The organism is Sphingopyxis sp. DBS4, assembly GCF_024628865.1.
GTDB lineage: Bacteria > Pseudomonadota > Alphaproteobacteria > Sphingomonadales > Sphingomonadaceae > Sphingopyxis.
Genome location: NZ_CP102384.1, coordinates 669,059 through 692,413 on the forward strand (window position 1 = coordinate 669,059; position 23,355 = coordinate 692,413).

18 protein-coding genes are annotated in these 23,355 nt (G+C 66.9%); 17 read left to right on the plus strand and 1 reads right to left on the minus strand.

Annotated elements, in window-relative coordinates:
* Positions 1-384, minus strand: coding sequence for a copper resistance protein CopC (locus tag NP825_RS03135; RefSeq protein WP_257548303.1), 384 nt, complete (start codon positions 382-384; stop codon positions 1-3).
* Between the two features lie 130 nt (positions 385-514).
* On the opposite strand from NP825_RS03135, the gene NP825_RS03140 reads away from it, so the two are divergent.
* The 17 genes from NP825_RS03140 to NP825_RS03220 all read left to right on the plus strand — a co-directional run bounded on the left by NP825_RS03140 (position 515) and on the right by NP825_RS03220 (position 23,337).
* Positions 515-781 (plus strand): hypothetical protein, encoded by a 267-nt coding sequence (locus NP825_RS03140; protein ID WP_257548306.1) that lies wholly within the window; start codon positions 515-517, stop codon positions 779-781.
* A 1-nt stretch (position 782) separates the two neighbouring features.
* Positions 783-1,220, plus strand: a complete 438-nt coding sequence (locus tag NP825_RS03145) for a periplasmic heavy metal sensor (protein ID WP_257548308.1) — start codon at positions 783-785, stop codon at positions 1,218-1,220.
* Complete coding sequence (locus tag NP825_RS03150) at positions 1,217-1,807, plus strand: RNA polymerase sigma factor (RefSeq protein WP_257548310.1); 591 nt, start codon at positions 1,217-1,219, stop codon at positions 1,805-1,807. Before NP825_RS03145 ends, NP825_RS03150 begins: the two co-directional genes overlap by 4 nt.
* 54 nt (positions 1,808-1,861) lie before the next feature.
* Positions 1,862-3,652: a copper resistance system multicopper oxidase gene (locus NP825_RS03155; protein WP_257548312.1), complete on the plus strand. Its 1,791-nt coding sequence runs from the start codon at positions 1,862-1,864 to the stop codon at positions 3,650-3,652.
* Entirely contained in the window at positions 3,649-4,596 is a 948-nt protein-coding gene (locus NP825_RS03160; RefSeq protein ID WP_257548314.1) for a copper resistance protein B, read from the plus strand. The genes NP825_RS03155 and NP825_RS03160 overlap by 4 nt, the downstream gene beginning before the upstream one ends.
* A 57-nt stretch (positions 4,597-4,653) precedes the next feature.
* A complete protein-coding gene (locus tag NP825_RS03165) occupies positions 4,654-6,459 on the plus strand; it encodes a PLP-dependent aminotransferase family protein (RefSeq protein WP_257548316.1) in 1,806 nt (601 codons plus the stop codon).
* An 84-nt stretch (positions 6,460-6,543) separates the two neighbouring features.
* The gene (locus NP825_RS03170; RefSeq protein ID WP_257548318.1) at positions 6,544-7,452 is read left to right on the plus strand and encodes a carbon-nitrogen hydrolase family protein; all 909 of its coding nucleotides are present in this window, start codon (positions 6,544-6,546) and stop codon (positions 7,450-7,452) included.
* Positions 7,449-9,809, plus strand: a complete 2,361-nt coding sequence (locus tag NP825_RS03175; protein WP_257548320.1) for a TonB-dependent receptor — start codon at positions 7,449-7,451, stop codon at positions 9,807-9,809. Before NP825_RS03170 ends, NP825_RS03175 begins: the two co-directional genes overlap by 4 nt.
* 2 nt (positions 9,810-9,811) lie before the next feature.
* Positions 9,812-11,206, plus strand: a complete 1,395-nt coding sequence (locus tag NP825_RS03180; protein ID WP_257548322.1) for a tetratricopeptide repeat-containing sulfotransferase family protein — start codon at positions 9,812-9,814, stop codon at positions 11,204-11,206.
* On the plus strand, positions 11,203-13,299 hold the full coding sequence (locus tag NP825_RS03185; protein WP_257548324.1) for a beta-lactamase family protein: 2,097 nt from the start codon (positions 11,203-11,205) through the stop codon (positions 13,297-13,299). The genes NP825_RS03180 and NP825_RS03185 overlap by 4 nt, the downstream gene beginning before the upstream one ends.
* Positions 13,290-14,465, plus strand: coding sequence for an MFS transporter (locus tag NP825_RS03190; protein WP_257548327.1), 1,176 nt, complete (start codon positions 13,290-13,292; stop codon positions 14,463-14,465). Before NP825_RS03185 ends, NP825_RS03190 begins: the two co-directional genes overlap by 10 nt.
* A gap of 23 nt (positions 14,466-14,488) precedes the next feature.
* Positions 14,489-15,769: a 4-aminobutyrate--2-oxoglutarate transaminase gene (gabT, locus tag NP825_RS03195; protein WP_257548329.1), complete on the plus strand. Its 1,281-nt coding sequence runs from the start codon at positions 14,489-14,491 to the stop codon at positions 15,767-15,769.
* The gene (locus NP825_RS03200; RefSeq protein ID WP_257548331.1) at positions 15,766-17,226 is read left to right on the plus strand and encodes an NAD-dependent succinate-semialdehyde dehydrogenase; all 1,461 of its coding nucleotides are present in this window, start codon (positions 15,766-15,768) and stop codon (positions 17,224-17,226) included. The genes gabT and NP825_RS03200 overlap by 4 nt, the downstream gene beginning before the upstream one ends.
* A 213-nt stretch (positions 17,227-17,439) precedes the next feature.
* The gene (locus tag NP825_RS03205; protein WP_257548332.1) at positions 17,440-19,794 is read left to right on the plus strand and encodes a TonB-dependent receptor; all 2,355 of its coding nucleotides are present in this window, start codon (positions 17,440-17,442) and stop codon (positions 19,792-19,794) included.
* Between the two features lie 92 nt (positions 19,795-19,886).
* Positions 19,887-21,617 (plus strand): hypothetical protein, encoded by a 1,731-nt coding sequence (locus NP825_RS03210; protein ID WP_257548333.1) that lies wholly within the window; start codon positions 19,887-19,889, stop codon positions 21,615-21,617.
* Between the two features lie 114 nt (positions 21,618-21,731).
* Positions 21,732-22,649, plus strand: a complete 918-nt coding sequence (locus tag NP825_RS03215; RefSeq protein WP_257548334.1) for a hypothetical protein — start codon at positions 21,732-21,734, stop codon at positions 22,647-22,649.
* A 10-nt stretch (positions 22,650-22,659) separates the two neighbouring features.
* Positions 22,660-23,337: a fumarylacetoacetate hydrolase family protein gene (locus NP825_RS03220; RefSeq protein WP_257548335.1), complete on the plus strand. Its 678-nt coding sequence runs from the start codon at positions 22,660-22,662 to the stop codon at positions 23,335-23,337.
* The last annotated feature ends 18 nt before the right edge of the window (positions 23,338-23,355 follow it).

The window sequence follows — 23,355 nt, forward strand, 5'->3', positions numbered from 1 at the left end:
CTATTTCACCGTGAAGCTGAATTCGCTGCCCATGTGATGCGTGTCCGCGCCCGCGGCCGACCAGCTCAGCGTGTAGCTGCCCGCCGCGAGCGGGCGCTTGAGCAGGAGCGTCATCGACTTTCCATCCTTGCCCATCGCCGACGAATAGGGAATTTTCATCGGCGGATGATCGGTCATTCCGGGCATGGCGGTCATGACGAGGCTGGTCTTGATCGTCGCGGGAATGAGTTTCTCACTGAAGTGCAGGCTCACCGACGTCACTTTCGAGGCCGTCGAGCCGGCTGCGGGGGTCGAAGCCATGAGCCGGGTGTGCGCGCTTGCCGCGATCGGCGTCACCAGCATGGCGACGGCTGCCGCTGCGGACGGAAGAAAGGACTTGAGCATAAAACCTCCAATATCGGATCTGTCCTGCTAATACGCGGGCGGGCGGATTTTCCCTCATCGATCGGTTTGAGGGATGATCGCCGCGGGCGCGTATGCTCTATATAGGAAGGCTGTTCGGCAAAGAGGTTTCATGGACGACGAACTTCGCATCTTGGGCCGGGTCGACCTGCCGGCGGCGCTCGACGCGCTCGACGACAGGGTCATCCGCGCGCTCGGCGTCCGGCGCCGCGAAGCGGTGATCATGCGCCGGGTGATGACGCTCGCCGCCGTTCTGTCGCTCGGCGGCGGCATTTTCGCGGGGAGCGTGGTGCCGCGTCCGGCGGTGGCGGCGAGCCCGCTCAGCCCGCTCGCCCCGGCCAGCGCGTTGGCGCCCTCGTCGCTGCTGGATGCGCAATAACATGCCCTCTCGCCGCGTGCTTCTGGTCTGCCTCATCGCCTTTGCCGCCGCCATCGCCGGGGTGTTCGTCGGCCGTCTGGCGACCGACACCCCGAGAGCCAGTGAAACCGAGCTTCATGCGCTCCTGCACAGCCAGCTCGACCTGACGGCCGCGCAGAAGGTCCGGATCGACACGATCGAGGCCGATTTCGTGGGCCGCCGGCGCGCACTGGAGCAGGAGATGCGCGCCGCCAATGTGGCGCTCGCGCAGGCGATCGAGGCCGAGCACGGCTATGGCCCGCGCGTCACCGAGGCGATCGACCATAGCCATCGGGTCATGGGAACGCTGCAAAAGGAAACGCTGGAACATCTCTTTGCGATGCGCGCCGTCCTCGACCGCGATCAGGCGCGCATGTTCGACAAGAGCGTGGTCAAGGCGCTGACCGCCGATGCGCGGTGAGTGCCGACCCGTCGCAATGGTCGGACGCGGACCTGGCCGCGCTTGCGCGCGCCGGGCGCGAAGACGCCTGCCGTGAACTGCTGAATCGCTACAAGGCCGGGGTCTACCGGCTGATTGTCCGGCAGACCGGCGATACCGAGGAGGCGATGGATTTGACGCAGGAAGCCTTTGTCGCGGGTTTCGCGGCGATCGATCGCTATGATGGCGAGCGGCCCTTTCGCATCTGGATCAGCCGGATCGCGATCAACAAGTGCCGCGACTGGGCGCGGCGGCGCAAGGTGCGCGCCTTTTTCGCGCGCGCTCTCCCGATCGAAGCGGCGCACGATGTCGCCAGCGGCACACCGCTGCCCGATAGCGAGGCGGGCGATCGGTCCGAACTCGCCCGCGTCCGCGCCGCGATAGCCGATCTGCCCCGGAATTTGCGCGAGGTTCTGCTGCTGCGCGGAGTGGAAGAGATGAGCCAGGCGGAAACGGCGGCGCTGCTCGGCGTCAGCGAGAAGACGATCGAAACGCGGCTCTATCGCGCACGCGCGAAACTGCGGCAATTGCTTGCCGATATTGATGCAGTGAGCGACCGATTGGCGTGAGGGATGGCGGCGGCGCCTGCGTATGAAAGCGAAGAACAAACATAAACGGTCGGAATGAACATGCAGATCAACAGGCGTCGGTTCGTCAGCGGGGTTTTGGGGGGCGGGGCCGCGGCGGCGGCATGGTTCCCCGCCTGGGCGCAGCCGGTGTCGTCCGGCATCACCGCTCCTATCCCGACGGTGTCGGGCAGCGACATCACGCTGCGCATCGCGCGCCAGACATTGCGGATCGACGGCAAGCCGAGCCGCGCGATCGGGATCAATGGGACGGTGCCGGCGCCGCTGGTGCGCCTGAAGGAAGGGCAGACGGCAAGGCTCACCGTCGTCAACGACCTCGACGAGGACAGCTCGATCCACTGGCACGGGCTTCTTCTTCCGTTTCAGATGGACGGCGTTCCGGGGGTCAGTTTTCCGGGGATCAGGCCGCGCTCGACGTTCGTCTACGAATTTCCGGTAATCCAGTCGGGCACCTATTGGTATCATAGCCATTCGGGCCTGCAGGAACAGATCGGCCATTATGGACCGATCGTCATCGACCCCGAAGGCGCCGATCCGATCGCCTATGACCGCGAGCATGTCGTCGTGCTGTCCGATCACAGCCGGATTTCGCCCGAGGCGATCTTTCACAAGCTCAAGGTCGACCCCGGCCATTTCAACCGGCAGCGCCAGACGCTGTCCGGTCTGCTCGCCGGCAAGGATCAGCCGCTAGGGGAGCGGATCGACTGGGGCCGGATGCGGATGGACCCGACCGACGTCGCCGACGTCAACGGTTCGACCTACAGTTTCCTCGTCAACGGCCACGGCCCGCGCGACAATTGGACCGCGCTCTTTCATCCGGGCGAGCGCGTCCGGCTGCGCATCATCAACGCCTCCGCGATGTCGATATTCAATGTCCGTATCCCGGGGTTGCGGATGACGGTCGTGCAAGCCGACGGCCTCAATATCGTCCCGGTCGAGACCGACGAGTTCCAGATCGCGGTTGCCGAGACCTATGACGTCATCGTGACCCCGGTCGAGGACCGTGCCTATACGCTCGTCGCCGAAGCCAATGATCGGTCGGGGATGGGGCGGGCGACGCTTGCGCCGCGCCCCGGCATGGTGGCGGAGGTTCCGCCGCTGCGACCGCGGCCGCTCGCGACCATGAAGGATATGGGGATGGGCGACATGGGGGCGATGACGAGCGGGGACGCCGCGTGTCCCGCCGAACATGCCGCGATGGGGCATTGCACGCCGGCGGGCGACGGCGGGGCGATGGCGGGCATGGATCACGGATCGGGCAGCGCCATGGATCATCGGATGCGCGACTTCGACGCCGCGCCGCAGGTCAGGCGCGACCCGGGCGTGCAGACGATCTCGCCGATGCCCGTCGACCGGATGGGCGAGCCCGGCCAGGGGCTCGAGGATGCCGGGCACGCGGTCCTGACCTACAAGGACCTCGTCGCGCTCGACCGTAATCCCGACGTTCGCGCCCCCGAACGCTCGCTCGACATCCATCTGACCGGCAATATGGAGCGCTTCATGTGGTCGTTCGACGGCATGAAGATGTCGGATCACCACGAACCGATCCCCTTCATCGAGGGCGAGCGGGTGCGCGTGAACCTGATCAACGATTCGATGATGAGCCACCCGATCCATCTCCACGGCCATTTCTTTGAGCTGGTCACCGGGAAGGGCGACCGGGCGCCGCGCAAGCATACGGTGCTCGTCCAGCCGGGAGGGATCGCGACCTTTGATTTCACCGCCGACGCGGTCGGCGACTGGGCGTTCCACTGTCACCTCCTCTATCACATGTATGCGGGCATGATGCGCGTCGTCAGCGTCCGTCCGCGAGGAGAGGCGGCATGATCCGGCTCGCCCTGATCGTCGCGGTCCCGGCGCTGGTCTTCGCCATTCCGGCGGGCGCGCAGGGCCATGCGATGCACGATAGGCAGCCCGCTGCGCCCGCGTCCGATCCCCTATGCCCGCCGGACCATGCCGCGATGGGGCATTGCACGCCAGCCGCGCCGTCGCCCGCTCCGCAAATGGGCGCGGCCGGCACCGACCTGCCGCCAGGCGACGCGCCTGCTCCCGCGCCGCCCGGCGACTGGTATGCCGACCATATCTATCCGAAGGCGGAGATGGATCGCGCGCGTCACGAGATGATGAAGGAGAATGGCGGACAGACGATCGCCTTCCTCAGCCTCGACCGCGCCGAATATCAGGCGCGCAAGGGGCGCGACGGATATCGCTGGGGCGCCGAGGGCTGGTATGGCGGCGACATCGACCGCGTCACGCTCAAGAGCGAAGGCGAGGGTCGGTGGGGCGAGGGGATCGAGGAGGCGGAACTCCAGCTGCTCTACAGCCGGGCGGTCGGCCCCTATTTCAACCTCCAGGCCGGTGTGCGGCAGGATCTGGGCGAAGGGCCCGACCGCAGCTATGCCGTCGTCGGGTTCGAAGGACTCGCTCCTTATTGGTTCGAGGTCGAGGGCGCGCTGTTCCTGTCGAACAAGGGCGATCTGCTCGGGCGTGTCGAGGGCTATTACGACCAGCGCATCACCCAGCGGCTGGTCCTGCAACCGCGGGCGGAGGTCAATTTCGCGCTTCAGGACGTTCCCGAAACCGGCATCGGATCGGGGCTTTCCGATGTCGAACTGGGGGTTCGGCTCCGCTACGAGATCGTCAAGGAATTCGCGCCTTATGTCGGGGTCGAATGGGCGCGCAAGCTCGGCGACACCGCGCGCTTCGCGCGCGCGGGCGGCGAGGATGTGGACGGCGTCAGTTTCGTCCTGGGGGTACGCGCCTGGTTTTAGGTCGGGTTGACGTCGTTAGCGCTTGAACAAGACCGGGTGATTTGCGCACAATCGGCTATGCGCCCGTCCTTCATCCTCGATCGCGATAGCGATGCCACGCTGCAGGACCAGATTCGCAAGGGCGTGATCGAACTGATGCGGTCGCAGGCGTGGCCGGCGGGGCACCGGCTGCCGTCCTCGCGCTCGATGGCCCGCCTGCTCGGCGTCGCCCGCAACACGGTGACGATCGCCTATCAACAGCTCGTCGCCGACGGCCATGTCGTCGCGCGCGAGCGTAGCGGACTGTTCGTGTCGGGCGACCTGACCGCCGGGCGCATCGGGTTCGGCGAGGTCGCGGGGATCGCCGAGCGTGCGACGCCGAACGGCGTATCCTGGTCCGAACGCCTGCCGCGCCTGCCCGCGCTTCCCGAGCCGCGGCCCGCCAACTGGCAGCAGTATCCCTATCCTTTCCTCGATGGCTGTTTCGATGACAGCCTGTTTCCGGTCGACGACTGGCGCGAGGCGGCGAGTCTGTCGCTGAAGCGGCGGCAGGTCGCTTCCTGGTCGGGAATCGCCGACGACGACGCGGCGCTGATCGAGGAAATCCGAACCAAGATATTGCCGCGGCGCGGCATCTATGCGCGCCCCGACGAGATGTTGCTGACGCTCGGCACGCATCATGCCCGCGTCCTCGCGCTCGATCTGTTCTGCACCGACGGTAGCTGCGTCGCGATCGAAGACCCCTGCCTGTTCGAACTGCGCGCGCTGATCGAGGCGCGGCGCGGCGTGTGGACGCCGCAGCCGGTCGATGCTGAAGGCGTGGTGACCGACGCGCGGCTGGCCGATTGCGACCTCGTCATGGTCACGCCCAGCCATCAACTGCCCACCGGCGCGACCTTGTCGCTCGACCGGCGCCGCGCACTGCTCGCCGCGGCCGACGCGCATGACCTGATCATCGTCGAGGATGATTTCGAATGCGAGACCAACTATCTCGACGAGGATTTTCCGGCGATGCGCGGCATGGCGGGAGGCAGCCGCGTCGTCTATATCGCCGGGCTCGCCAAGGTACTCGATCCCGGCCTCAGGCTCGGTTTCATGGTTGCCGACCGCGAAGTGATCGCGCACCTGCGCGAACTGCGCCGCCTGTCGGTCAAGCAGCCGCCGCCGAACAACCAGCGCGCCGCCGCGCAATTCCTGTCGCTCGGCCATTATGATTCGATGATGCGGCGGATCGGCCGCGAATTCCGCACTCGGCAAATCGCGCTGCGCGACGCACTCAACCATTATCTGCCGCGCTCGATCGCGATCCAGCCGGTGCGCGGCGGGACGACGATGTGGGTGCAGGGGCCCGACGGACTCGACGTCGCGGACCTTGCCGCGGCGGCCGAGCGGCGCGGGGTGCTGATCGAGCGGGTCGATTCCTATTATGCTGGCACTGCGCCGCCCGGCCTGTTCCGGCTCGGCGTCACCAGCCTGCCAACCGGACGCATCCGCCCCGGCGTCGCGGCGCTGACCGCGGCGCTCAATGACGTGATGGCGAAGAAGGCCGAGCCGCCGCCGATCCTGACCGGCCGCGCGCTGCGCCGCAAGATGAGCGGCGCGCGGCTCGAATGCCGCACCATCTATGGCGACCCCTGCACCATATTGCTGCTGCCCGACGGCACGATGACCGGGCGCGCGGGCCATGCCGACGAAGATATCGACACCGGGCGCTGGTGGATCGAGGGCGACCGCTGGCACCGCCAATGGCAAAGCTGGTCCTATGGCGAGGCGACCTCGTTCGAGGTCGCGGTCGAGGGCGACGTCATCCAGTGGCTCGGCGCCGGACAGCGCATTGTCGACTGGGCGCTGATCGGTCGCATTGGCGATCTGGCACCATCCTAGTTTGCAAACTGGACCTATCGCAAGCGCCGCATAGCGGACAGATTATCCCCCGGACGCGCCCCGATCGGCGCGCTGGGGAGGATTATGACTCATTTCGCTATCGCCGGACTGCAACTGGCCTTGCCGCGCGGCGACAATCTGGACCGCATCGCCGAGGAAGTGCGGCTCGTCCGCCGCCGCTTCGGCTGGGTCGACATGGTCGTGCTCGGCGAACTCTCCTGCTTTGGCCCCGCTACCGCGAATGCGCAGCCGCTGCCCGGCCCCGCCGAGGACGCCTTTGCGGCGATGGCGCGCGAACATGGGCTGTGGCTCGTCAACGGCTCGCTGTTCGAGCGCGACGGCGACACCATCTACAACACCGCCAGCGTCTTTGCCCCCGACGGCAGCATCGCTGCACGGCACCGGAAAATCTATCCCTTCTATCCCTATGAAGAGGGGGTGACCGGTGGCGTCGAGCCGACCATATTCGACGTTCCCGGCGTCGGGCGCTTCGGCCTCGCCATCTGCTACGACATCTGGTTTCCCGAGGTTGTCCGCTCGCTGATCTGGCGCGGGGCGGAGGTCATCCTCAATCCGGTGATGACCAACACCATCGACCGCGACGTCGAATTGTCGATCGTCCGCGCCGCCGCCGCGACCAACCAGGCCTATGTCGTCTCGGTCAATGTCGCGGGCGACCTCGGCTATGGGCGTTCGTGCGTCGCGGGGCCGGGCGGCGAGATGATCCACGCGGCGGGGGAGGGGCGCGAGGTGATCGCGGTCGATCTCGACCTCGGCTACGTCCGCCGTTGCCGCGAACGCGGCTGGCACGGGCTCGGCCAGCCGCTCAAGAGCCTGCGCGACGGTCCGCAGCATTTCGAAGCCTTCGACCGCGGGCCCGCGGCCTCGCCGACGCTCCAGGCGCTCGGCCCGCTCGTTCAGCCTGCTTCTTCGCTCACCGACAAGGATAGCGCCGACGCGCGCGCGATGACACAAAAGGGGGGAAAACCATGACCAACACTACGCGACTTCTGGCGACGACATCGCTCGCCTGCACCGGCCTGCTGGCGGCGATGCCGGCAACGGTCTTCGCCCAGGAGGCGGGGGCCGCGAACGACGGCACCGACATCGTCGTCACCGCGACGCGCCGCGAAGCCCGGACGATCGATATCCCCTATAATATCTCGGCGGTCGGCGGCGACCGGATCGACGCGAACCAGACGCGCGATCAGGCCGAGCTGCTCCGCTCGATCCCCGGCGTCGCGGTCGTCGATCGCGGCCGGCGCAACGCGGGCGTCATCAACACGGTGACGATCCGCGGCGTCAACGTCGACAGCGCCGCGCTCGGCGACTACGCCGTTTCGGGGGTTTCGCCGGTCTCGACCTATGTCAACGACACACCGCTGTTCGCTGCCTATCTGCTCAAGGATCTCGACCGGGTCGAGGTGCTGCGCGGGCCGCAGGGAACGCTCTATGGATCGGGCGCGCTCGGCGGCACGGTGCGCTATATCCTCAAGAAGCCCGTGCTCGGCCGTTTCGAGGGGCGCGTCACCGGCGGCGTCAGCAACGTCAAGGGATCGGACGGCATCGGTTACGAGGCCGACGTCGTGCTCAACGTGCCGCTCGGCGATACCTTCGCGATCCGTGCTGTGGGTAGCCGCCAGCATTATCCGGGCCTGACCGACTATGTGAACGTCTACAAGCTCGACGGCGACGGCATCCCGACCGCGCCCGCCGGGGTGCTCGCGCCCGATGCTGAATATCGCCGCGTCAAGGATGCCGATTTCGTCCATGTCTGGTACGGCCGCATCGCCGCGCTATGGCAGCCGAGCGACGCGGTCGACCTGACGCTGACCTATAATCACCAAGAGGATAATGTCGGGGGTCGGCGGCAGATCACCCGCGGGCTCGACGGCTATGGCAAGGCCTATGAAGGCTATCAGAACGGGTCGATCCAGCTCGAACCCTCGACCCGCAACGTCGATTCGGTCGCCTTGGAAGCGAATGTCGACCTGGGCTTTGCCACGCTGACCTCCAGCTCCTCCTGGTATGATCATGAGGGCGACAGCGTCAGCGAGAATACCGGCTTCTACGCCAAGGCCGGCTTCCTCGCCTTCTATTACAACTACCCGCGCCCGATGGCATCGGCGGTGCGCAGCTATCGCGACAAGAGCTTCGTGCAGGAACTGCGTCTCGTGTCGAAGGGCGGCGGACCGCTCGATTATGTGATCGGCGCTTATTATCAGGACCAGAAGCTCTTTTCGTCGCAGGACAGCTTTCTGCGCGGCTTCAAGCGCTGGTGGGACGCCGCGACCGGCCTGCCCGCCGCGGTCGCGAGCGATCAGGATTTCTTCTATCGCCGGCACGAGACGTTCAAGGATCGCGCGCTGTTCGGTGAGCTGACATGGCACGCCACCGATACGGTCGATCTGACCGGCGGGGTGCGCTATTTCTGGAACAAGGCGCATAACGACACCTCGATCGACATTCCGATCTTCCCGTCACTGTCGCAGCCGACCGACGCCACTTTCCGCACCAGCGAGGACAAGGCGCTGTTCAAGGGCAATCTGTCGTGGAAATTCGCCGACCGCGGCCTGCTCTACGCGACCGTGTCGCAGGGCTATCGGCGCGGCGGGTCGAACGCGGTGCCGACGATCGGCCGCTATGCCGAGGATCCGTCGTGGCAGCAGTATAAGTCCGACACGCTGGTCAATTACGAGATCGGGGTGAAGGGTGCGCTTGGCGGGCTGACCTATAATCTCGACGCCTTCTACATCGACTGGAAGGATATCCAGCTCAACACCGCGACTCCGGTATGGGGCTTCTATGTCGTCCAGAACGGCGGCAAGGCCCGCTCGCAGGGGATCGAGGCGCAGATCGAGGGGCGCAGCGGCGGCTTCCACTATGCCCTCGGCTATACTTACGTCGATGCGAAGCTGACGCGCGATTTCTTCTCGCCAGATCCCAGCCACACGCTGATCGGGCGCGACGGCGATCGCCTGCCGGGGTCGGCGCACCACATCCTCACTGGCAGCGCCGATTACAGCTTCGACCTCGGGAACGACACCAGCCTGACGCTGCGCGGCGACGGTTTCTATCAATCGTCGACGCGCAACGCGATCAGCACCTCGCCCAAATTCAACGTCCGCCTGCCGGGCTTCTCGATCTGGAACGCCTCGGCGACGCTGCGCAAGGGCTCCTATGGACTGACTTTGTTCGTCAAGAATCTGTTCAACGCGGATGGGGTCACGGGCGTCTTCACCGAGGCCTATATGGGGACGTCGCCGTCGCAGGGCTATTATGGCAATGGGTCGAAGGATCTGATCACGCTGCCGCGGACGATCGGCCTGTCGGCGGACGTGCGTTTCTGACGATGACGGCCTGGCCCGCCGCCTCTCCTCCGTCAAGCGGCCCCGGCGATTTCGACGCGGGGCTGGCGCGGGCGAGGGCTGCGGCGGTGCGGGGCCGCTATGGTGAGGCGCGCGCGGTCCTCGCCGCGATCGAGGAACTGGCGTGGGACGACGCCCATGCCTTGCGCCGCCTTGCCGAATATCACGGGCATATGAACCAGCCGGTCGAGGCCGAGCGCTGCTGCGCTCGCGCGGTCGAACTGGCGCCGGACGATGGCCGCGCGCGCTACGACCTTGCCGCCGCGTCGATCGCGCTCGGCCGGATCGATGCGGCAGAGGCGCATTTTGACCATGTGATTGCGGAAAATCCGCATGATTGGGACGCCTGGGCCAACCGCTCGACGTTGCGCCGTGCGACCGCGGACAATAATCATGTGGCGGCGCTTGAAAACGCGCTGGTAGCGGCGGGAAGCGATGCCGAGGCGCGCATCGCGCTCGGCCATGCGCTGGCGAAGGAACTCGAGGATCTCGGCGGCCATGACCGGGCGTTCGCGGCGCTGAAGGCGGCGGCCGATGCGCGGCGGGCGCGGCTGTCCTATCGTGTCGCCGACGACGTCGACACGATGGCGGCGATCGCCGACGCCTTTTCGGCCGAGCGCCTGCGCGCGGCTCCGCCGCCGTCCGCCGAACCGGGACCGATCTTCGTCCTCGGCCTGCCGCGCAGCGGGACGACGCTGGTCGACCGCATCCTGTCGTCGCACAGCCAGGTCGCGAGCCTCGGCGAGATTCAGGATTTCGCACTCGCGCTGATCGAGGGCGCGGGGCAGGCGCGGGACAAGGCCGACCTTATCCGCCGCAGTGTCGCGATGGACCATGGCGCGCTCGGCCGCGCCTATCGGTCGCGCATCGCCGAGCGTGATCCCGGCGCGCCTTTCGCGATCGACAAGACGCCGCTCAATTTCCTCTATATCGGCCTGATCGCGCTTGCGCTGCCCGATGCGCGCATCGTCCATGTCCGGCGCGGGGCGATGGATGGCTGCTATGCGATGTACAAGACGCTGTTCCGCATGGGCTATCCCTTCAGCTACGACCTCGACGATCTCGCCGCCTATCGCATCGCCTATGAGCGACTGATGGCGCATTGGCGCGATGCCTTGCCCGGCCGGATGATCGAGATCGACTATGAAGCGCTGATTGCCGATCAGGAGGGCGAGAGCCGCCGGCTGGTCGCGGCGTGCGGTTTCGACTGGGAAGACGCCTGCCTCGATTTCCACCGCAACCCCGCCCCTGTGGCGACCGCGAGCGCCGTGCAGGTGCGCGCGCCGATCCACGATCGCTCCGTGGGCCTCTGGCGGCGCTATGCGGCGGGGCTCGCGCCGCTTGCCGAGGCGCTGGGCAGGGCAGGCATCACGCTGTGAGATATGGGGCGCTCGCCCTGATCGCGCTCGCGGCGCCCGGCAGCGCATCTGCCGAGGAATTGCTGCGCAGCGATTTCCAGCAGGGCAGCGCCGACCCGTGGCGCGCGGCAGGCGCGGGCGACGTGCGGCTGACGAGCTTCGAGGGCAATGTCTCGATGCGCCTCACCGCCGGGGCGAGCGCCGAGGTCGCGGTGCCGGTCGAAGGCAAGCGCCGCCTCTATGCGACCGTGAAGATCGCCGCCGATGCGCTCGGCGATGACGCCGCCTGCGCGGCCGAAGCCTCGCGCGATGGCGGCGCGACATGGGCGCCGATCCTGTCGGTCGGCAAGGCACGTGCCGATGCGGTGACGCTGTGGCCGGGCGGACAGGCGCTCGCCGAGGGTGATGGGGGGCTGCGGCTCCGCCTGTCGGCGCGGGGCAAGCGCGCGACCTGCTGGTTCGACGATGTGGTGGTGACGGGCGTCGCCAAGGCCGAGGTTTCGGGCGCAAGGCCGACATTCGGCCGCGTGGCATTGCTGGCGGGGGAGGGCTTCGATAGCCCCGTCGACCTGTCGGCCTTCGCCCCCGCCACTGATGCTGTGAAGCCGCTGGCGAACTTTACGGGCCGCCTGCATCTGGCGGGCGGGCCGATGGCGGGGTTCCGCCTGATCGTCGAAGAAAAGGGCTATGAGCGCGGCGATACGAGCCGCTCGCTGCCCGATCTCGCCATCGACCTCGTCCAGCACGGCGACGCGCTGATCCCCGCGCAGCGCGGACTGATCCCATCGACCCATCCCGACTGGAACTGGATCGTCGAGCCGGGCCGCGTCTGGTCGGAGCCCGGCGACGGCGGGCTGACCCGCGCCGCGCTGCCCTTCGCGCTGCAGGAGCGGGGCGCCAATTGCACGCACAACGGGATGCTGACCTTCCTGTTCGGCGCGGACGGAACGGTGAGCAAAGCCGCCTTCGAGATTGCGGGCGAGACTTGCCGCTATCGCAAGTTCGACGCCTGGGGCTTCGCTGCCGCGCGCCTTGCGCCGGGCGCAGTCCGCGACGCCGACGCGATTGTGCGGCGTCATGAGGAGGCGGTGGCGGCGCGCTTGCCGGTGCGTTCGATCGAGGAACGCCCCGATGCGCTTGCCTTCGCCACCGCGGCGGGGCCGGAGCCGACCGTCTATGGCGCGGTGGTGGACGGCGTCCATTACCGCAGCGCCTGCGCGACCCGCCACGGCGACTATCCGGCGTGCGAGGCGATCGACCTGCCGTCCTATTCGACCGCCAAGTCGGTGTTCGGCGGGGTCGCGCTGATGCGGCTCGAAAAACTCTATCCGGGTAGCGCGGGAACGGAGATCGCCGCACACGTCCCGCAATGCGCGCGCGGCTGGGCGGGGGTGACGCTCGAGCAGGCGCTCGACATGACGACCGGCCATTATCGCTCCGACGCCTATATGGCCGACGAGGACGATCCGTCGATCGCCGCTTTCTTCGAGCCCGCCGATCATGCGGCGAAGATCGCCTTCGCCTGCACCCATTATCCGCGCAAGGCGCCGCCGGGCGGCAAATGGGTCTATCACACCTCCGACACCTATCTGCTCGGCACCGCGATGAGTGCGATCTTGCGCGCGAAGCGTGGCGCGAAGGCCGATCTCTACGACGATCTCGTCCGGCCACTGTGGGATGGTCTCAAGCTTAGCCCAACGCTGTCGACGACGCGGCGCAGCGAGGATGCGGTCGCGCAGCCCTTCGTCGGTTGGGGGCTGACCTATCAGCCCGACGACATCGCCCGCCTGTCGCGCTGGCTGATGCAGGGCGCGGACGGGCGGCTCGACCGGCGCCTGCTCGACGCGGCGATGCAGCGCGCGCCGCAGGGCGGCGGGCTTCCCGCGGGCTTCCCCGGCTTCCGCTACCGCGCCGGTTTCTGGACGCGCGACATGGGCGCGAAGCTCGGCTGCGCCGGATCGCTCTGGGTTCCGGCGATGTCGGGGTTCGGCGGCATTTCGGTCGCGATGCTGCCCGGCCGCGACGCGCTCTTCTACAGCTTCGGCGACAGCGATCATTGGGATTGGAGCGCGGCCGCCGTGGCGCTTGCCGGAAAGGATGCGCCATGCGGCTGACCGATACGCTGCCGAAGGTCGCGCCTGACGGCTTGCCCGCCGCGGTGCTGCTGTCCTTCCTCGCGACAGCCGGGCTCTTCTACGTCAACATCATGGCGGCGCTCGTCACGGGTCTGTCGGACGGGCTCGGCATCAAGCCCGCGAGCGCCGGACTGATCGCCTCGGCCAATGTCTATGGCGCTGCGGTCGGCGCGCTGATCGCGGTGTTTCTGGTTCGCCGCATCCCGTGGCGCATCGCCGCGACCTCGGCGCTGGTCGGCCTGATCGCGGTCGATCTTGTCTCGACGCAGCTCGTGTCGGTGCCGGGACTCACGGTGCTTCGTGCCTGCCACGGCATGATCGGCGGGCTGCTCGTCGGGATCGCCTTTGCGGTGATCGCGCGCACCCGCTCGCCCGACCGCGTGTTCGGAATGCTGCTCGTCGTGCAGTTCGGGATCGGGGGCATCGGCCTTTGGGCGCTGCCGCCGCTCGTGCCGGAGTACGGCACCGGCGTCCTCTTCCTCGCGCTCGCCGCCTTCAGCCTCGCGACATTGGCGATGCTGCCCTTTCTGCCCGCCTATCCGGTCGTGGTGGAAAGCGCCGGCGCAGCCGAGGCGCCACCGATCGCCCGGAAACCGCTCGCCGCGACGCTTGCCGCCATCTTCCTGTTCCAGGCGGGCAATATGGGACTCGCCGCCTTCATCATCGGACTTGGGCGGGGCGCCGGGTTGTCGCAGGATTTCATCGGCCCGACGCTTGCCGCCGCCAACTGGCTTGGCGCGGTGGGGTCGATCCTCGTCGTCGCGATGGGCGCGCGTTTCGGCCGGGCGAGGCCGATCCTCGGCTCGATCGCGGTGACCCTGATCTTCACCGCCGCTTTCTGGCGATCGGACCTTCCGGCCGTCTATGTCGCCGCGAACATCGGTTCCGCGATCGTCTGGGCCTTCACCATCCCCTATCTGCTCGGCCTCGCCGCCGCGTTCGACAAGGTCGGGCGCACCGCGGCGCTCGGCGGCTTCTGCTCGAAGCTCGGGCTGGCGAGCGGGCCGCTCCTGACCGGGCTGCTGCTCGATCGTGGCGGCTATCCGCTGACGATCGTCGCGGCGGTGCTGCTGTTGCTGGCGAGCGGTCTCGCGGCGGCGTGGCCCGCGCGGCTGCTCGACCGCGCCCAACCTTCCCAAGCCTAACCCCCAACCCACGAGGTCCAACGATGAGCAATAATGCCCTTCTTTTGTCGCGCCGTGCCGCCGCGGTCCCGCAGGGGGTCGCGAGTGCGACGCCGCTGTTCGCGGCGCGCGCCGAAAATGCCGAGCTGTGGGACGCCGACGGCGGCCGCTATATCGATTTCGCGGGCGGCATCGCGGTGCTCAACGTCGGCCACCGCCATCCGCGCGTCATCGCGGCGGTGCGCGACCAGCTCGACCATTATACGCACACGGCGTTTCAGGTCGCTGCCTACGAGCCCTACGTCGAACTCTGCGAACGGCTGAACGCGCTCGCGCCTTTCTCGGGCCCGGCCAAGACGATCCTTTTCACCACCGGCGCCGAGGCGGTCGAGAATGCGGTGAAGATCGCCCGCGCTGCCACCGGCCGCCCCGGCGTCATCGCCTTCGGCGGCGGCTTCCACGGCCGCACGCTGCTGACGATGGCGATGACGGGCAAGGTGCTGCCCTACAAGCGCAGCTTCGGCCCGCTGCCGGGCGAGGTGTTCCACCTGCCGTTTCCGATCGCCCATTATGGCGTGAGCGTCGAGGACAGCCTGCGCGCGCTGTCGCTGCTGTTTGCCGCCGACATCGAGCCGTCGCGCGTCGCCGCGATCATCGTCGAGCCGGTGCAGGGTGAGGGCGGCTTTCACATGGCGCCGCCCGAATTGCTGGCGGCGCTCCGCCGTCTCTGCGACGAGCATGGCATCTTGCTGATCGCCGACGAGGTGCAGACCGGCTTCGCGCGCACCGGCCGCATGTTCGGGATCGAGCATGGCGGGGTCGAGCCCGACCTGATGACGGTCGCCAAGTCGCTCGCCGGTGGCTTCCCGCTATCGGGGGTGATCGGCCGCGCCGACATCATGGACGCGGCGCAGCCCGGCGGGCTCGGCGGCACTTACGCCGGCTCGCCCGTCGCCTGCGCCGCCGCGCTCGCGGTGCTCGACGTGATCGAGGAGGAGGGGCTGATCGAACGCGCGAACGCCCTCGGCGACAAGCTGCGGGCGACGCTGGAGGCTTTCGCGGCGCGCAATGATCTGCTCCCCATCGGCCATGTCCGCGGCCCCGGCGCGATGGTCGCCTTCGACCTGCTCGCGGCGCGCGGCAGCGACGAACCCGACGGCGCGGCGGCGAAGCGCGTGACGGCGCGCGCGCTCGAACTCGGCCTCGTGCTGCTGAGCTGCGGCATCCATGGCGAGACGATCCGCCTGCTGATGCCGCTCACCGCGTCCGACGCGCTGATCGACGAAGGCATGGCGATCCTGGAAAAGGCCCTGAGCGCACTATGAGCAACGTCCCGACCCTTCTCCGGCCCGACCTCTTGCGGACCGACGCCTTCATCGGCGGGTACTGGACGGCAGGCGACCACCGCCTCGCCGTCACCAATCCCGCGACCGGCGCGTTGATCGCCGAAGTTGCCGACACGACTCCCGCCGACACGCGCGCGGCGATCGATGCCGCGACGGCGGCGATGCCTGCATGGGCAGCAACCCCCGCCAAGGCGCGCGCGGCGATCCTGCGTCGCTGGTTCGACCTGATCATGGCGAACCAGGAGGATCTGGCACGGCTGATGACCGCCGAACAGGGCAAGCCGCTCGCCGAAAGCCGCGGCGAGATCGCCTATGCCGCGTCCTTCATCGAATGGTTCGCCGAGGAAGCGAAGCGCGCCTATGGCGATATCATCCCCGCGACCCAGAAGGGCCAGCGCATCCTCGTGCTCAAGCAGCCGGTCGGCGTCGTCGCCGCGATCACACCGTGGAACTTTCCCGCCGCGATGATCACCCGCAAGGTCGGCCCGGCGCTCGCGGCGGGCTGCGCCATCGTCGTCAAACCCGCGGCGCAGACGCCGCTGTCGGCGCTCGCGCTCGCGGTGCTGGCGGAGGAGGCGGGGCTGCCCGCTGGGCTGCTGAGCATCGTCCCGACCAGCGACGCGCGCGGCGTGGGTGCGGAGATGACGGGGAATCCGCTGGTCCGCAAACTCTCCTTCACCGGATCGACCGAGATCGGGAAGCTGCTCTACCGCCAGTCGGCCGACACGGTGAAGAAGCTCGGGCTCGAACTCGGCGGCAATGCGCCCTTCATCGTCTTCGACGACGCCGACGTGGACGAAGCGGTCAAGGGTGCAATCGCCTCCAAATATCGCAATGCCGGCCAGACCTGCGTTTGCGCCAACCGGCTTTATGTGCAGACGGGAATCCACGACGCTTTCGTCGCGAAACTCGCCGACGCGGTGCGGGGGCTGAAGGTCGGAAACGGCGCCGACACCGGCGTCGAGGTCGGGCCGCTGATCGAAGAAGCAGCGGCCCTGAAGGTCGAGCGCCACATCGCCGACGCGACCGCGAAGGGCGCGCGCATCGTTTGCGGTGGCGGGCGTTCTGCGCTCGGCGGCACTTTCTTCGAGCCGACCCTGCTGACCGGCGTGACCGCGGCGATGGACGTCGCGCAGGAAGAAACCTTCGGCCCGCTTGCCCCTGTCTTTCGGTTCTCCGACGAGGCCGATGTCGTCGCGCAGGCGAACGATACGCGCTTCGGCCTCGCCGCCTATTTCTATGCTCGCGATCTCGCCCGCGTCTGGCGTGTGGCCGAAGCGCTCGAATATGGCATCGTCGGGGTCAACACCGGGTTGATCTCGACCGAAGTCGCGCCCTTCGGCGGGATCAAGGAGTCGGGCCTGGGGCGCGAAGGATCGTGCTATGGCATCGAGGATTATCTCGAAGTCAAATATGTCTGCGTCGGCGTCGCCTAACCGCTTGCAACTGCAGCCCACTTGAGCGGGCTATAATGAAACAGGAATATCGTATATTCGACAATCTATTATATCGATATAGAAAGCCCGCTAGGTTTCCCTCGTCCAATCGTTCAGGCCGGCACGGGACCTCCCGAAAGAGGACAGGATGCGTCCGGCCGCTGGGGAGGGTAGATTATGCGAATGAATCGAAACTGGCGCCGGGCCTTGCTTGTGACCGCTGCGGCCTGCGCCTTGCCGACCGTGGCGGAAGCGCAGTCGGCACCCGCCGACAATGAAAGCGTAAGCGGCGCGGCGCTGGGCGACGACATCGTCGTGACGGCGCGCAAGCGCGAGGAAAGCCTGCAGGACGTCCCGATTTCGGTCCAGGCGTTCAGCAGCGCGGCGCTCGAACGCGCGGGAATCAAGGATTTCTCCGAGGTCGCCTATCGTGTGCCGGGCCTCAAGCTCAGCGCCGAGCGCGCGGTCGACACCGAGCTCTTCATCCGCGGCATCGGCTCGGATATCCAGGGCGCGGGCGCCGACGCGGCGGTCGGCATCTTCGTCGACGGCGTCTATCTGTCGCGCGGCACCGGCTCGCTGCTCGACCTTTATGACCTCGAGCGCGTCGAGGTGCTCAAGGGGCCGCAGGCGCTGCGCTTCGGCAAGAGCGTCGTCGGCGGCCTGATCAACTATGTCACCAAGAAGCCCGGCGATACCTTCGAGGGCCGCTTCGAGGCGACCTATGGCAATTACAACCGCCTCGACGTCGCGGCGTCGGTTCGCGGGCCGGTGTCCGACACGGTCAGCCTCGGCCTGACCGCCAGTTCGCGCACCCACGACGGCTATGCCAAGAACCTCAGCGGCGGCGACGAGGAGGACCAGAATATGCAGTCGGTGCGCGCCCAGCTTCGCTGGCAGCCCGACGCGACGCTCGATATCAATCTGTCGGCCGATTATACGCGCCATCGCGACGGCGCGCGCTGGGTCGACATCCTGATTCCCGGCGACAGCCAGGAAGTGACCTACCTCGGCTATTATGCGCCGACGATCGACAGCCTGCCGGGCTTCGTGTTGCCGAACCGCAACGCGCCGTTCAAGAGCGCCAAGCATCGCTCGGGCAACCATAATTTCACCGGTTTCCAGAACGGCGACATGTATGGGGTGAGCGGCACGATCGACTGGCAGCCAAGCGACGGGATCAGCATCACCTCGCAGACCGCCTATCGCGACAGCTCGCTCACGGCGCGCGAGGACGGGTCGGGGATGCTGTTCAACTTCCCGATCGACCCCGCAACCAACGCGCCCGACATCACCTCGGCGATGCTCGCCGGGCTCGATACCTATCTCGCCACTGTGCCCGACAGCTATTTCGACAGCGGCAAGGGTGAGGATGTGAAGCAATTCTCGCAGGAATTGCGCCTGCGCTTCGACAATGGCGGGCCGTTGCGCGTCGAGGGCGGCGTCTATTATTTGCACGAGAATATCCGCCGCGCCGAGGATGTGAACTTCCTGTTCGCCGACTATCAGGCGATCGAGGAATTCGCCTTCGCCATGGCCTATGGCGGCACGCCCGCGACGCCGTCGCCGGGGTCGAACCACACGGTCACGACGTCGAAGAACGACAATGTCGGCGTCTTTGGCGAACTCAGCTACAGCATCACCGACAAGCTGACCTTCGAGGCCGGGCTGCGCTATGCCTATGACCACAAGCGCTATTCGAACAATCGCTCGGGCGTCTCGTTCGAGGGCGAGGCGGTCAATTTCACCGTCGGCGAGACGCGGAGCTGGGACGCCTGGCTGCCGAGCGCGACGCTGCGTTTCGAACCCAACGACAATGTCACCCTCTACGGCCGCTATGCCAAGGGCTACAAACCCGGCGGCTGGACCGGCGAGGATGCCAATACCCCGTCCGAAGCGCTGGTGTCGTTCGATCCCGAAACCGCCGACAGCTTCGAGGTGGGCGCGAAACTGGCGCTCGCCAACCGGCGCCTGTTCATCAACGCAGCGGCCTATTACACCAATTACGACAATCTGCAGACCAACCAGTTCCTGTCGCCGGGACCGGGGATGCCGCCCGACAATTTCGTGTTCAATGCCAAGAACGGCACGCGCGCCTATGGCCTCGAGCTCGATTTCCAGGCGCGGATCACCGATGGCTTTACCCTGTCGGGCAATTATGCCTTCTCGAAGTGCAATTTCACCGGCGAACTGATCATCGATGACGAGGGGACCGACCTCGACGGCAACACTTGCCGCCGGACGCCGAAGCATGCCTTCAACGTCGCGGCCAATCTGGAACAGCCGGTCAGCGAAGGGCTGGTGCTCGTCCTCGGCAGCGACTTCCAGTACACGGGAGCCAATTTCTTCGACAATCCGAACACGCCCATTCTGAAGTTCGATTCCGAAATCCTGCTCAACGCGCGGATCGGATTGCGCGACGCCGACGACAAGTGGGAGTTGACGGCCTGGGCGAAGAATCTGACCAACGAGCTCAACTATACGAGCAAGCTCGAATTGTTCGGGACCATCTATTCGACCTATATCCCGCCGCGCACCTATGGCGTGACCGCGCGGTTCCGCTTCTGAGCATCGACGGTTCGACGGATAACGGGTCCTTCCTCTTCGGGGGAAGGACCTATGAAAAGAAAGGGTTCGCAATGAAGCGCGGGATCAGGATCATGGCAGGCGCGGCAATCGCCGCCTGTCTCGGCGCGACGGCGCTCGCTGCGGCGGACTGGGGTGCGAAGGAACCCGGTCCGGTCGACATCCGCGACCCGTGGCTCAAGGCCTGGATCGCCGCGACCCCCGACAATCCGCCGCGCCCGCCGGTTCCCGGCACCGATTACGGCATGAACCCCGACGGCAGTTTCCGCCACCCGGTCGCGACGCCGCTCACCAACGACGCGCCGGCCTTTCCCGGCCAGCTCGATCATTGGGATCAGAACAGCTACGCGAAGAATGTGAAGGTCATCGCTTTCTATCCGGCGGTGACCTCGCCCTGGCACGCATGGGCGAATATCGCCGATTTCGGCGGCAAGCGCTATCTCTACGCCCACGACCGCGACTATCTGCGCATCCTCGACGTCACCGACCCGCGCAAGGCGAAGACGGTGTGGTCGCAGGGCGGCGTATGGGGTCCGAAAGGGTCGAGCGAGGATTGGGACGCGGCGGCGGTCACCGATTATTTCGGCGGCGTCACCATCGCCTGGAACAAGACGCTGCAGCGCAACGTCCTCGTCGCGTCCTACGAGATCGGCCGATTCGGCCTGATGGAGGACAAGAAGCGCGAGCCTGCCAAGGTGGCCGAACAGCGCCACTATAATTCGCTCAAGGGTTTCAAGGTCTTCGTGATGGACGGCCCGACGCCCGACACGTGGAAGCTGATCGCGACGCGCACCACCGATTATCAGCATCCCGACGCGCCGATCGGCGAGCAGCAGGGATCGGGCGCACTCGACTCGGTGGCGTGGTGGGGCGGCAAATATATGCTGCTCTCGGCGGCGCCCGACGACAGCTATTCGGCGACCGAATATCCCGACTATCTCTATTCGCCCGGCTATCAGGTCTGGGACATGTCGGACCCGGCCGATCCGAAATTTGTTTCGCAGATCACGGTCCCGGGGCAACGGCTCGGCGACAAGGAGAGCGAGGATGCCTATCGCGCCAATCCGCGCGCGGGCAACCGGACGAGCTGGATGGGCTCGCGCACCGCGCTGCTGCTCACCAGGCCGATCGAGGACGGCGGCAAGATCGGCTTCGGCGGCATGGGCGGTCTCGGCTTCTACAGCTTCGACCTCTCCGACCCCGCGAATCCCAAGACGCTCGGCCATGTGACGGTGCCGCCGAGCTATGCCGGGACCGAGTTCGACAATGTCGACGTCAGCCAATACGATCGCACCGGCTTCGTGTTCGGCAACGGCTATCCGATGAACGGCAATTGCTACGAGCCGTACAAGGACATTTATTCGATCGACGCGCGCGATCCCGCGCATCCGAAGATCGCGGCGCGCTTCCCGCGCCCCACTCCGCCGAAGGACGCCGGTTTCACCGATTATTGCCAGCGCCGCGGCAGCTTCGGCCCGAAAAGGTCGGGTGGGATGGGGCAGCCCGGCGAAGTCGAGGGGGGCCAGGGGCTCGCCATCTATGCCTTCTATACCGCGGGCATCCAGATCTTCGACGTCAAGGATCCGGCGAAACCCAGCATCGCGGGCTATTTCGTGCCGCGTTTCCCGACCGATGCCGAATTGCCCGACTATGCGAAGGAAAATTCGACCTTCGCGGTCTTCACCGAATATGACCGCAAGATCATCTGGGCCTTTTCGGTGAACGGCGTCTACGCGCTGTCGAGCCCGTTGCTCGGCAAGCCCAACCTCGGCGCGCCGAAGACGGTCTGGCCCGAGCGGCGATAGGAAGTTGTTCGTCACCCCGGCGAAGGCCGAGATCTCGCCGTTGCGGTGAGACGCGAGGTCGGGATCCCGGCCTTCGCCGGGATGACGGAAGAAATGTTTTAGAAGGACAAACCGATGCGTACAGCCATGATGGCGCTGGCGGGAGCCTTGCTCCTTGCCGGATGTTCGAACGCGGCCCCCGACAAGCCGGCGGCCAAGTCCGCCGAACCCGCGGGCGACAATATCCTCCACATCAGCTGGGGCGGCATCGCCGCGGCCGATGCGGGCGAGGCGAAGCGGCACTGGTCGACCTGGACGATCAACCTCGTCGACGGCGGCCCGGCCTATGGCTGGCTGTCCGACAAGGGAATCACCTTGCCGCATGCGCTGAATTTCGAGCTCGCGGGCACCGGCAAGATCGACGCCGTCGCGCTCGACAATCGTTTCGAGCCGGTGGTGCGCGAAGACGGGTCGATGTCGCAGACCGCCGAAGGCTCACCGGTGCGGCGCTTCGCGCTGCTCGGCTCGACCGCAGGGCCCGAGGGCCCTTATGTGACGCTAGTCGAGGGTGAGGCGAAGGCCGACGGGCAGACGGTCGTCAAGCTGCCAAAACAGGCCGCCGCGCGCTGGCTGCGGCTGCGCATCGACAGCAATTGGGCGGGCAGCGGCCAGACGCGGCTTTCGGACCTCGCGATCCTCGGCACGCTCGATCAGCGCGGCGGCGCGGCCATCGCCGACGCCAGCGGCGTCTACGCCCATGAATATGGCCCGATCCTGCTGCGGCAAAAGGGGAATGAGGTCTTCGGCTGTTATAACGACGGGCTCGGCACGCTGCGCGGCACGATCTTCGGGCGGATCATGCGGCTCGCCTGGTATTCGAAGGCGGAAGGCAGCATCGGCGCGGCGACACTGGTCGCGGCGAACGGCAAGCTCTATGGCTTCTGGTATCGCCCCGAAGACAGGATGGGCAGTCCGTGGAATGCGGTGAGGGAAAGCGGCCTCGACGGCGCCGACCTCGGCAAATGCCGCGCGGCGCTCTATCCGCCAGCCTGAGGATTTGCCCATGCGTTTCGATGTCCCCGCTCCCACCGCCGAAATCGCCGGAAGCGGCGCGCGTTTTCCCGTTCGCCGTATCTTCTGCGTCGGCAAGAATTACGCCGACCACGCGCGCGAGATGGGCGGCGATCCGACGCGCGAGCCGCCCTTCTTCTTCTCGAAGCCCGCCGATGCGCTGGTGGCGGGAACGGCCGACATCGCAATGCCGCCGCGCACCGCCAATCTGCATCACGAGATCGAACTCGTCGTAGCGCTCGCGAAGGGTGGCGCGAACATCGCGTCCGACGCTGCGGCGGACTGCATCTTCGGCTACGCGGTCGGCAACGACCTGACCCGCCGCGACCTGCAGGCCGACGCCAAGGCCGGCGGGCGGCCGTGGGACATGGCGAAGGGGTTCGACCATAGCGCCGTCCTCTCGCCGATCCGCCCCGCCAGCGAAAGCGGCCATCCCGCGAGCGCGCGCATCTGGCTGTCGGTCAATGGCGAGCCGCGGCAGGACGGCGATATCGCCGACATGATCTGGCCGGTCGCCGACATCATCGCCGAACTGTCGACCTATGTCGAACTCAAGCCTGGCGACCTCATCTATACCGGCACCCCTGCGGGCGTCGGCCGCATCGTGGCGGGCGATGTCGTCGAGGGCGGGATCGACGGCATCGGCACGATCGCGAACCGCTTCCTATAACTGGTTCGCCATATCATC